This window comes from Emticicia oligotrophica DSM 17448 (genome assembly GCF_000263195.1).
Classification (GTDB): Bacteria; Bacteroidota; Bacteroidia; order Cytophagales; family Spirosomataceae; genus Emticicia; species Emticicia oligotrophica.
Genome location: NC_018749.1, coordinates 25643 through 37711, shown reverse-complemented (window position 1 = coordinate 37711; position 12069 = coordinate 25643). Strand labels below are relative to the sequence as shown.

Genomic DNA, 12069 nt, shown 5'->3' with positions numbered 1-12069 from the left:
GTCCGAGAAACTTAAACATACTCCAAGAAACTTAGGGTTAGTTTATTGTTTTAAAATATCATCAAATTCTTTTTTAATTTTTAAATCAGATGGACGCGGGGCATCAGAATTAACAATCTTTCCATTTTTGCCAATAATAATATACCTTGGAATTGATATTAAGTCCAATTGTTTTGAAATAGTAGATTCTGAAATAGTTGAGAATAAAAAATTATCTTTTTCTTGAAGATTTAACTGTTTTTTTGCATTTATCCAAGAATCATATTTATCATCAATAGAAATATAAACAAAGTTAATTCCTCGTTTTATATATTCTTTTTCTATTTTTCTTGAATTTTCAATTTCTAAACGACAAGGTGCACACCATGAAGCCCAAAAATCAATATAAGTAACTTTATTTTTATACTTATCTATCAAATCTCTCCAAGAAAATTGATTTTTATTTTGATAAAAAACTTTGCTTGAATCAGTTATATCGGATGTATTTTTAATCCTCTTTTTTAGAATATCATTTATATAGTCTATATACTCTGTTGTTTTGCATATTTCTAAAAATTTAGTAATATGTTCTGGTTTAACTTCATTTTTTTTTAACGCATCTTTTAAGAGCCGTGTTAGTAGTAAATCTCTGTTGTACCCATCAAAATTTTTAATACCTGATTCAAATTGTTTTTCAAAGGGTGGGGCTTGTTTGTAGTCATTTTCAGTCAGAAAACGGTTGTAGGTTTTTAAAGTATTAGCATAGCTTATATAATATAGTTTTTTAATTTCAATGGGTGCTAATGATAAATACTTTTTAAATGATTTTAAACTATCTAAATATTGCTTATCTAGGTTGTAATCTTTCGTTTCTTTACTAACAAAGCTATATAATTGCAACCAACCCCAAATATGTTTTAGATAAAAATACTTTTTAACAAATTCATTGAATTGGGGTCTAAAACTCAATGAGTCACTAAACTTTTTAAGCATTTTATTCCTTTTTTCTAATAATTCCTCATAATACTTCGGACATCCTTTACATTTATTTTCAGGTGTATTATAAATACCTAATCCCATTTCTTCAAGGTTGAATAAAAACATATATTCTGCTTTGTTTTTACCCAAATATTCAATAAATCCTTCATCATTTTTATATATTTCAATAGTATCATTTGGAAATATTATTGCTTGATAAAAATTTATTTTGTCCTTGCTTGAGGCTGAAATATAAAGTAATTGAGGCTGCTCACCTATAGGAAGTGTAACTGTTTCGTATTTGTTTTGTGTGTAGTTAAAAGATAATTCTTTTGACATATCAACTCCTATTTCATTTTGAATTGAAATATATAAAGTTTCCTTTGTTTGGCAATTACCCTTTACATAAGCATTTTGAGCATAGGATAAGTTTAAATAACCGAATATTAGATAGAAATACAAGCCAAATTTCATGTTTTTTGTTGATTTTGTTTTATGGAGTTTACAATGGTTATAATATTTTCGATAAATCAATATAACCATTGTAAGTAAGAGTAAAGAATTATTTGATAGTATATTTCTTAACACAGAGTATGTTTACAAATACACAGAGTTTTACTGAGTTTTAGATTATACTTTGCGTTACTCTGTGAGACTCCATGTTATAATATATCAATTAAATAGTTCTTGTTACTTAGCATATATTATCAGACAATATCACATGAATAACTATCCGCTTGTCCATGCCCAACCCTTGCATTTAGACGGTCGATACAAGTTTGGACTGAATACCCAGAACAATTCTCTTGAACAGAAAGCTCATCGCCATTGGCATTAATCCATGTACCTGCACATTTTACCCCACCTTTTATACCCTTCATTTGTTCTCTCGAAAGAACAGCATTACCAAAACTCGAAATCATTTTTTTCATTGTTGTAATAATATAAAATGTTAAGATTTATTTATGATTGATTTGCAAATCCATTGTTTGTAAAAGGTAACTTACAGTTTTTCTTCTAAAATTGCTTCAAGAATTGGTAATTCAGACTTAAAGTCTTTCTCTTCCTCTCTTGAATAAGCTATTTTTCCTAAACTATCAATAAGAAATATTTGTGGAATACCAAGCACACCAAAACTCTTAATGAATTTTTTATCTCCATAAACATGATTCCAACTTAAATCATACTTCTTTACCGCTTGCAAAAACTTTGTTGAGTCTTCATCAAGCGTTACATAAATTATTTTTAAGTTATCAGTCTGATAAAATTTATGTAATTCTTTAATCTTAGGAATTTCGGCTATGCAAGGCTTGCACCAAGAAGCCCAAAAAACTAATAGTGTATATTTTTTATTTATGAGCGATAATTCTTCTTTTGAGTAGTAATCAGCAGCTTTGATTATAGGAGCGATTGCATTCTTCTTCAAAACTTTACCTTTTAAAAAAATTTCTGTCTCTTTTCCCTCAAAACTCTCTTTATATGATTTTGGGAATGAAGTATTGAAAATTGACAATAAAGTATCGGGGTTTATTTCTCTGAGTGGTGCAAGGTTTCTTCTGAAATAATCAAAAGCATAATATTGATTTCCATTTGCTTTTATAAACGAGATATCTTTCAGACAAAGGTTTAAGAATATGCCATTAAAAACTTTATTCAAAGAATCTGTGTACTTCCCTTTATAATTTGGACTGAAGTATTTCTCATAAAAGTTCTTATATTGTTCTAATTCTGTTCTTACAAAAGAATTATGTTTTTTTCCAACGATGTCAAGACTAAAAGCATTTTTTAGAATAAATTTTTTCAAAATATTTTGGGAAGTATCTGTCGTTGTAAACGAAATAGAAGCTTTTGACCCATCTATCCAAAAATAAGTCCAATTTACATAACTATCCTTTAAATCGTCGTAAATCCAAAGCGTTAGATATTTGGAATAATAGGTCCCCGACACAGTAATTTTATTGTCAATAAACTTTGTTGGAAAACTTATCCTTTCATTACCATTTTCGTAACCAATTCTTATGTTTTCAACATTAATATTTTTGGGAAATTGTATTCTTACTAAGAAAGGCTTTTGTGCTTGAATACTTAATGGGAAAAAGATAAGAAGTAAATATTTTAATATATTTTTCATTTTGTGTAGTTAAAAGTACGAAATACGTGAAATTGATTATAAAACTGTAAGTGAACTAATTAGTCATGCCAAAAAGTCCAACCTACAGTTTTAAGAATCGACTACTGCTAATTATGATTGACAGAGTCCGTTACTACCACATTTTGAACAACCGTCACTTGATGGTCTGCACCCTCCACTGCATGCAATTCCACAAGTTGGATTGCCTTCAACACTTCCATCTTCAGTACCACCTGCAATTTTTTTCATTTCATCACGACTAAGTTTAGACGTAAAATTGAATAGTTTTGTGTTTTTCATTTTAAAATAAAATTTACATTGTTTTTATTCTATGGACCTTTAAGTTTTATGAATGAATGGCTAAATAAACTATATAAGTTAAACTACACACATTTAAAACTTGCACACATGATGCAGCCATTTGGTCCCCCACTCGCACAATCCTCATTGTTATTACAATTTGAACGGCAGTTATTCGGTGCATCATCTGCTGAATCATTTCCACCCTTTATTTTCTTCATCTGGTCTCTAGAGAGCAGTGAACTTCCAAAGTTTAAAATCATTTTTTTCATTTTCGTTAAACGTTAAAACTTTAATTGTAAAAATTTATTTATGGTTGATTTGCAAATCCGTTGTTGGTAAGTACTTCAAAACTCCCTTCAAATCACCTATTCTATACAATTCTGGCATTTTATAGCCATCTAAAAAAAGTGTGGGAGTTGCTTCAATTTTAGCTATTTCGCACCATAATTGGTGCTGGCTAATGACATCTTCTATGCGTTTATCTTCTATCACAGCACCTAATTGCTTTTGCCATTTCTCAATGTTTCGTTCTTCGTTTTCATACCAAAGGTGCAATGCTTCGGCTTGCTGTGGGATTGGTAAGGAAAGAATGGTTTTAGCAACTATACCACGTTTGTCGTCTGCCATATTACTGGCTAAAAATACGACTTTGCAATTCAGATTTTCGTTGTTTTCTAATAATTCCCCAATTAATTTATGAGTTTTGGCACATGGTTGGCAAAATGTGTTCGTTACCATCGTTAGAGTATGCTCTGCATTAGGGTTACCAAAATTAATCGTATTTGTAGGCACATAGGGCATTTCTACTTGTTCTTGTAATAAACTCAAAAATAGATTAGGATTGTTTTTAAAGCGTCTGAGATTGTTTTTTAAAGGTAAAACTTGCTGACTTTTTTGTAAAATGGGTTTTAAAAATACCCAGAGCAGACTAACTATACTTACCCCAAAAATGAAAGATACAAATTCGCTAACATTCATTAATTGCGAGTATTTAGTTAATAATGGAATGTAATTTATGTTTATGAAAAATTCTACCAAAAAAAGAACCTGTACAGTTAAACAAAGTGTACACCATTGTTTCGCCACAAATGCTTGATAATAGAGTGACCAAAACGTATACAATAATGCTGTTGCTCCAATCCCCCAAAGTAGAAACATTGAACTGGGATTTACTAATAAAGCTATAAATCCACCTCCAAAATAGAAAAAGCCAACTTCTGACCAACTCAACCAAGAAGTAACTTGTGCAGCATTTGAACTCAAAATAGCATTACAGTTAACTTTACCCCCTGCTTTACATAGGTTTTTAATAAATGGATTATTTTTATCTATACTCTGCCAAAGCAATAATGAACTAACTATAACACCCGCAAGCTTTGTAAACAATAAAGTATTATAATGCCAATCCGTGCTAAACTTATTATAAAATAAACTAATAATAAGTAATAGAATTCCGAGTATGAGTGTGGGAGTCCGTAAGTTATGGAGAGTTTCTTTTTTATTGTTTTCAATAAAGTTTCTTTCACCAGAGTTGGTATTGACTTCTGCCATTAAAACTACACTATTCCATTTCTTTAAAAAATCCTCAGTTTTATCACTCTTAAAACCCTCTTTTGTGTGTATCCACTCAACGGCATCATTTTTTACAGACTTCACCAAAGCAAATATTCCGCCATCCACATACAGATGAGTCAAAAATGGTGTGGGTAATTCGCTCAATTGTTCGGGTGTTATGCGTGCCGCCAAATTTTCAATTTTCCACTCCTTAAGTGCATCACTGGCTGCTAAAAGACTTGGGTAATCAGGGTGGTTTTTGAGGGTTTCTTCTACAGTTTCTTCAGTTACTTTTGCACCAATAGCTTTCAGGTATTGGTAAGTTGCCGCAACGGCATTATCCTTTGATTGGGTAAATCTAAACATGATTTAGATAAATGATTTAGAGTCTAAATTCTAATTGTGCAAAAGTTGTATTAAAATTGTTAAAGCAACAATAAAACTATATAAATGCTGATTTTACCTATACTAAATCGGTTTTTTGATAAAAATAGACGGGAGTATAACTTTGACAAATGAATAAGTGAACAAACAAATAAAATCTATTTTTTTAATGATTGTCATGGCAAGACATATTTTCAAGTGTAAAAGTGATTTTTTTCGAGCCCTTCTTTGCAAATTTGAGTTACTTTCTTAGATTCTGTATTGATATCGACGGTTAACAGAGCTAGTAGATTTGCTCATACCGCTTGCATTAGTAAGTTTTTACGTAGGCTTTTTTGTACTAAATCATTGGATTAAGCATACATGGAATCCTATTTTTGTTTTAAAAGCAATTGACACTTCCGCTGATAGTTTCATTACGGTTTTAAATCAGTTTAACGATAAAAACTATATCAGCGAATAAAAAATGAAGTTTCTCAAAAAGAACGTAACCGAAATCCCAATGAAATTTCTTGGAATTTTACCTTGTTGATTTCATACTTATTAATATTTCCATTTATATCATAATTTAAATCTATCCCATTTTGATTATAAAATGGATATTTATAACTCCCTAGTAAATAAAGATATTTGTTGTTTTGGAATTTTAAAATAGAATATGAGACTATACTATTAAACGAAACGCCAGTATTTGATTGAAATGAAAAGTTATCTTTAAAAATTGTTTTAATACTAAATTCTTTTCCTGTCAATTCAATTTCTTATCGAAAATTCCTTTACAAAATCAAACGATAGACCCTTGCAAGAATAATTATGCTTTTCTTTTCAGAAATAGGGCTAAAATTCACATCTATTTTTTTATGAAAACTAAATAATAAAGTTACTGAAATAATTCTGTACTTAGGCTGAGAATATATTGTTCCGAAATAAGAAAGGGTATCTAAATTCTGCTGAAATTTGAAATTTTTAAAATTAAATCTTACCCCTGTTTCTAAATATAAATTAGATTTCTGGATTCTATGAGAAAGAAGAATTGAAATGTAGGAAGTTATTTTTCCACTATTATTACTGTTATTAAAAAAATCAGTTAGAGGAATACTTTTAACACTCCCTCACTGAAATTCAGTAATATTTTTTTGTAAAACCAATATTACTGAAATACATTAGAAAAAAAACAGATGGTTTTTCATACTATCTTTTGATTAATATTTGACCCACCAATATTTTTTTTAACAGTAATCAATCTTATATATCCAATACCATTAGATACCTTATCCGTTCTAATTTGAAATTCTAACACCTCTTCTTTTTTAACTTCACCTTTAAAACTTTACCATCATAATTACACAGTTCAACTTCAATTTCTTCTGTTTTTAGTAATTTTATTGTAACTGTTGTGGCATTACTTTCTATTGGATTAGGATAATTACTTAATTCAAACACTTCTGTTGGAATAACCTCCTCTGATATTGTTAATTCTTTAGCATCATCATTAATCACAAACTTCTCAGAAATACCTTCTCCCTTATTTCCATTATCAACGCCGTTGTTTACCACAATCTCAGACATATCTACTAAATCAGGAACTGATATTTCAATAAGAGCAATTTTAACTATAATTTCAGTATCATCATCATTTTTTTTAACATTAACAGTTGCTTGTTTTAAACTTCCTCCAAGGAATAGTTTTCCATATGGAGTCGAGAATCAGCATTTTCTAAAGTTTTTCGGCTACTAATTTGGTCAAATATTCCAATTTGTAATCCTTTTCTTCTTCTCTTTTATAAATTATTTTACCTGATTTATCAATCAAATATATCTCTGGGATACCAATAACTCCATATTTCTTAACTAAATCTTTATCACCAAAAATATGTTTCCAATTCATATTATATTTCACAGCAGCCTCTTTGAACTTTGTCAAATCATCATCAAGTGTAACAGAAATAATTTCAAATTTATCCAAAGAATAATTTTCTCTCATTGCATTAATGGCAGGCATTTCTTCCACACAAGGACCGCACCAAGAAGCCCAAAAAGTGAGTAATACAAACTTATTCTTATAGTTATCTAATGATATAATTTTGCCTGTTACGTCCTTAGTTATGAAGGTTGGAGCTTGAGAATCCTTTTTTAAAGCTCTTCCATTTAATATTTTTGTTATTTCAGTTCCCTCAATACTTTTTTTGAAACTATTAGAAAAAGTTTTATCATACACATCCATCAAAGTAGTTATGCTTGTATCACAAAATGCAACTTCTTTTCTAAAAAGCCAAAATGCATAATATAAATAGCCATTTTCTTTTACAAATTCTAATTTTCTTTTACTACGTATTGCCCCTTTTTTGAAAGCAATTTGAACTAATGAATCATTCATATTAGCTCCATTTTTAGTAATAAAATCAAAAAAATCCTTATCTTCAACAGCCATAAACTTTGAGAATTTTTCTTCTCCCATATATTTAATATCATATGCATTTGTTAATTTGTATTTTTTGAATGGTTCATCCTTTGAGTTATTCAAAAAATTGATTGTCGCAGGTTTATTAGAGACCCAAAAACTATTATTGTAGTTATAGTTTCCATATGAGTAACTAATTAATATTGTAGCATATTTAGAATAAAAGATATCGGTTATTACGATAGAATTATTTTTTATAACAGGGTGAATGTTAATTTCATCTCTTCCATTATCATATTTTACTTGAATACTCGTATTATCAATATATTTAGAGAATTGTAGTTTTAAAGTAAATTTCTTTTGAGCGTTTACCTCAAAGCGAATTGATAGTAGTACCACAAAAAGGAGACAACAAAATTTAGCATTCATTTTTTTAGTGTTTATATTTTTTCAGCATTAATTAGAATGCTATTTTCGATGTATAACTCAATCAAAAATAACATTCTAAAAACTATTTAGGAACAACTTTTATCAGCATCTAAACATCTACAGGTGCCAGATGTTCCATTAGATGGATAACAACCGATTGGACCTGTAGCATTTCGAGGCGTACATTTTGTTGAACAAGAGGTCCCCGAACCAGCCATAATTTTTTTCATTTCATCACGGTTTAAAACACCAGTGATATCTTCAAAATTCATTTTCATTTTAACATATGGTTTATTTTTGTACCTACTCTATCTACAGTTTTCGGCTACCCTGTTTCCTTGCAAGAATATTTTTATAAAATATATTTTAGTTCTTCAGTCTTATAGTTTTCAGGTAATCTAAAACCATTAACGAATATCGTTGGTGTATAGGTAACATCTGTAATGTCACACCATTGACTCATGGTGTCTAACTCTTTTTCTTGTTTTTTTAAACTATCCCCACCTATTGGATATTTATTGGCAAATAAATCGTAATCTTTTTCAGCATTTAAATACCAATCATCAAGAGCCAAATGTGTTATATTTAAATCACCTTTTTTTGCAATTGCTAACAAATGTTTGACCACAAAACGGCCTTTATCAAATTCATTATTTCTAGCCATATAAATTATTTTCACTTTAATGTTTTTATTTTCTTTTATGATATGTCCCAATTCTACATGGCTCTTTTGACAAGGTCCACAATAAGGGTTACATATTTTTATGATTGTGTTTTGTGCATAAGGGTTGCCAATATCAATACCTAAGTCTTGCCAACCATCAGGTACTTGTGCTTGTTGTTGAAGTAAACTTTTAAAAATATCAGGATTATATTGTAATCTTTTATAGGCAGATAAATATAAATCATGGTCTTTGGCTTTAGTTATAATAGATTTTAAAGCATACCACGAAATGACAGGTATTAATACACAAAATAGTATGGTGAGTAATATTGGGAGTTGCAAAATATTTATGAAAGGATATTGCCAAACCGTAAAGACACTCCAAATCAATTCGGAAGCTAATACAAACTGAATAGTTAAACATAAAGGGCACCATTGTTTTATTACACGCCACTGATAATAGATACTAAAGAAAATATAAGGTACTGCAAAAATATTGGCCACAGTCACACATGTTGCTTTTATTTCATATGATAAATTAGGTATTAATAGCCCCAAAGTAGTTGCAATAAAATAGAAAAAACCGATTTCTCCCCAACTGATACCACCTATTTTTGCAGCTTTACTACTCAAAACCGCATCACAATTTGATTGTCCACCTATGGAGCAAATATTTTTGACAAACGGATTGTTTTTATCTACTTCATAAGCAAGTAGTAAACATGAAGTGATAATACCAATAATTTTCAAAAATGTAATACTGACTATCGAAAAAGTATTTTCATGGCTAATATTTGCCCCAACAATTAACAAAAAGCCTACTATGGTAGTAAAAATCCATGCTATTTTTTTGTTTTGTTCATTTTTTTCAACTCTATACTTTCTTTCATAATCAGCATCACCACTTTGTTCGTTTAGTTGTGCTTTCCATATAACATCTTTATATCCCTCTAAAAAAATTTCTTTTGGAACTGTTTCAACTTTTCTATTTTTATGAAAATAACTTATCGCTTGTTCAGAAATTTTAGTTACTAACACAAAGTCAGTTCCAATATTAGGTATTTTCGTAAAAGCTACGAATGGCGTATCTGTTGCGAGTTTATCAAAATCTTTAGACGGAACTTTAAACGCCTCATTTGTAATATTATACCTACCAAAAGTATCACTTAATGCCAACAGACTTGGATAGTAGGGGTTTTCTTCAATGTCCTTTTTTATCGTACCAACTGTAACTTTTCCATGCAATAATTCTATGTATTTTGCAGCAATTGATTTTAATTCTGTATTGAAAGAGTAAGCCATAAGTTTAGTTTTTTATTTGTCAAAGGTGAATTATAGATTTACAGGCATTATTGCCTTTTTCAGAACCAATTGCTTTAGCAAAACAATTAAAAAATCGAATACTTTTTGAGCATAGTTCTCGATAACATCAGCGTCAAAATATTCTTGTATTTCAATGAATAAATCTTTAATTGGCATTGGTTTTGTCAAAATTTGTAAAATTATCACGTCTATATCTTCCAAATCATATAAAGAAAACTTTTCAGTGTAGACTTCGGGAACTATCAAGCTATTAAAATTGCCTTTTGAAATTTCAAAAGATTCGTAATACCTTATTCTTATATTTGATAGCAAAAACTTGTTCAAGATAGTTGCCCAATCGTAATCAGAAGTAATAATCGTAGGCTCATTGCACTTGATAATTTGAACTTCTTTAATATTTTCCTCATGTTCAAATATTAAAGAATACCAGTTTGTTGCTTCTATATCTCTACCATATAATAACTCATTAGGTATATATCTCTTTAAAGTTACTGCAATATTTTCAGCGAATAGTTGAAAATCAGCTTCTAATTCATTTTTTGTAAATGGCTTATCTGTGTAATCAATCTGATTTATAATATTCTTTAATGTTATGATTTTTTCAATATTGTATAACTCTTCAAATACTTCTATATGTTTACTTTTTTGCCTGTTTTTAGTTAAAAACTTAGATTTTTTATAGATACTCTTAGCTCTTTTATGGAGTTTTTGGTAATCTGGCAATGTCAATAAATTATTTTCAGCATAAAAGTTGGTTAAAAGCTGAATGTCATTTTGTTTGCATAATGCAATAATTTGGTAATAATAATTAGGGTATAACTGTCGAAGTTTATTCGCCATTTGTATACATGTATGGAGATGGCTTTTATAAGTTCCTAAAAGGTGCAAATAATGTTTTTTGAATGGCACTTCATGGAAATTTCCGAAACCTTCGTACTCATTATCATTAATTTTTTCATTGAACAAAACACTGATTGGGATTTTCTCCTGAACTGCTAATGAATAAAATAAATGTTGTTCAAAAAAAACATTGAACTTGTTTACATTTATTTTTGACAAATAATCCACATTATTATCTATGTATGAAAATGCTAATTTTGTATATTTCTGAAAAAAAAGAAAATTTTGACCACCTAAAATGCCAGCATTGACTGCATTGATTGGTTTTTCACTGTATAAGTCTTTTCTGACACAATCGGGGAAATATTCAAAATTTGACATTAACTCACTTTGAGTTGTTTGATAAAATTTTGTAGCCTTTTCAATATTTTGTGCAATTAAACTATTTCTTAAAAGTTTTTTGGGTAAAGCTTCAAAAAGGAAGACATCTCCATCAATATGCAAAAAAGGTTCTTTTTGTAATGAATATGTAAATATTTTTGGTAAAGCCCATAAATTTTCATTCGCTAATACCAAGTCATCATGTGAGATATTGACAGAGTCATAGGGTAATTTGAGTTGATTTACAAGTAAATCTGCTCCAGAAGTATTTGCATATAAATGAACTTCTTTATGAAATTTCTTAATTTGTAAACAACTTAGAGCCCAACTCATTAAATGAAATTCAGGTCTAAGCCAACCAAACCTATTTGAAATAGGAGTTAAATTATTATTAGCATACAACGTTTGAATTATTTTCATTTTACGCTAATCATATTAATGAAGATAAGGTTGTTATTCAGTAAAAAAACTTCTTTAGTAATTTAATACTTAATAAAAGCTCTGTTATATCAATTGACTGTTTGTTTTGAATTGAATTTAGATTAAAAGCGTAAAAACAACAATATAATTATACAAATGCTAATTTTACCTATACTAAAATGGGTTTATGAGAATAAAAAATTGATTTTGTAGCTTAGGTTTATGAAATAAAATCAACAAGTAGAAAAGTAAATTTCAAGCTACTTCAAAATTATACAAAGA

At 29.1% G+C, this 12069-nt stretch carries 10 protein-coding genes; all 10 read right to left on the bottom strand.

The genetic code is table 11. The features are described 5' to 3' along the window. Positions 1-42 precede the first annotated feature (42 nt). The gene (locus EMTOL_RS20900) at positions 43-1431 is read right to left on the bottom strand and encodes a TlpA family protein disulfide reductase (protein WP_041694378.1); all 1389 of its coding nucleotides are present in this window, start codon (positions 1429-1431) and stop codon (positions 43-45) included. A 233-nt stretch (positions 1432-1664) separates the two neighbouring features. Continuing rightward, entirely contained in the window at positions 1665-1889 is a 225-nt protein-coding gene (locus EMTOL_RS20895) for a hypothetical protein (RefSeq protein ID WP_015031160.1), read from the bottom strand. Positions 1890-1960: 71 nt separating this feature from the next. Then, the gene (locus EMTOL_RS22045) at positions 1961-3088 is read right to left on the bottom strand and encodes a TlpA family protein disulfide reductase (protein WP_015031159.1); all 1128 of its coding nucleotides are present in this window, start codon (positions 3086-3088) and stop codon (positions 1961-1963) included. Positions 3089-3471: 383 nt separating this feature from the next. Continuing rightward, positions 3472-3609, bottom strand: coding sequence for a hypothetical protein (locus tag EMTOL_RS20880; protein WP_305953322.1), 138 nt, complete (start codon positions 3607-3609; stop codon positions 3472-3474). A gap of 85 nt (positions 3610-3694) precedes the next feature. Then, positions 3695-5311, bottom strand: a complete 1617-nt coding sequence (locus EMTOL_RS20875; RefSeq protein ID WP_015031156.1) for a vitamin K epoxide reductase family protein — start codon at positions 5309-5311, stop codon at positions 3695-3697. Positions 5312-6622: 1311 nt separating this feature from the next. Further along, positions 6623-6898, bottom strand: coding sequence for a hypothetical protein (locus EMTOL_RS20865; protein WP_015031154.1), 276 nt, complete (start codon positions 6896-6898; stop codon positions 6623-6625). Positions 6899-7046: 148 nt separating this feature from the next. After that, the gene (locus tag EMTOL_RS22040) at positions 7047-8159 is read right to left on the bottom strand and encodes a TlpA family protein disulfide reductase (protein WP_015031153.1); all 1113 of its coding nucleotides are present in this window, start codon (positions 8157-8159) and stop codon (positions 7047-7049) included. 86 nt (positions 8160-8245) lie between these two features. Further along, positions 8246-8437, bottom strand: coding sequence for a hypothetical protein (locus tag EMTOL_RS20855; RefSeq protein ID WP_015031152.1), 192 nt, complete (start codon positions 8435-8437; stop codon positions 8246-8248). A gap of 74 nt (positions 8438-8511) precedes the next feature. Next, positions 8512-10125, bottom strand: a complete 1614-nt coding sequence (locus EMTOL_RS20850) for a vitamin K epoxide reductase family protein (protein ID WP_015031151.1) — start codon at positions 10123-10125, stop codon at positions 8512-8514. Between the two features lie 30 nt (positions 10126-10155). Then, complete coding sequence (locus EMTOL_RS22035; RefSeq protein ID WP_015031150.1) at positions 10156-11787, bottom strand: DUF6734 family protein; 1632 nt, start codon at positions 11785-11787, stop codon at positions 10156-10158. Positions 11788-12069: the final 282 nt, after the last annotated feature.

Coding starts and splice junctions, on each gene's coding strand:
- EMTOL_RS22035 (WP_015031150.1), bottom strand. CDS start 11,787: ATGAAAATAATTCAAACGTTGTATGCTAATAATAATTTAACTCCTATT.
- EMTOL_RS20880 (WP_305953322.1), bottom strand. CDS start 3,609: ATGAAGAAAATAAAGGGTGGAAATGATTCAGCAGATGATGCACCGAAT.
- EMTOL_RS20895 (WP_015031160.1), bottom strand. CDS start 1,889: ATGAAAAAAATGATTTCGAGTTTTGGTAATGCTGTTCTTTCGAGAGAA.
- EMTOL_RS20855 (WP_015031152.1), bottom strand. CDS start 8,437: ATGAAAATGAATTTTGAAGATATCACTGGTGTTTTAAACCGTGATGAA.
- EMTOL_RS22040 (WP_015031153.1), bottom strand. CDS start 8,159: ATGAATGCTAAATTTTGTTGTCTCCTTTTTGTGGTACTACTATCAATT.
- EMTOL_RS20865 (WP_015031154.1), bottom strand. CDS start 6,898: ATGTCTGAGATTGTGGTAAACAACGGCGTTGATAATGGAAATAAGGGA.
- EMTOL_RS22045 (WP_015031159.1), bottom strand. CDS start 3,088: ATGAAAAATATATTAAAATATTTACTTCTTATCTTTTTCCCATTAAGT.
- EMTOL_RS20875 (WP_015031156.1), bottom strand. CDS start 5,311: ATGTTTAGATTTACCCAATCAAAGGATAATGCCGTTGCGGCAACTTAC.
- EMTOL_RS20900 (WP_041694378.1), bottom strand. CDS start 1,431: ATGAAATTTGGCTTGTATTTCTATCTAATATTCGGTTATTTAAACTTA.
- EMTOL_RS20850 (WP_015031151.1), bottom strand. CDS start 10,125: ATGGCTTACTCTTTCAATACAGAATTAAAATCAATTGCTGCAAAATAC.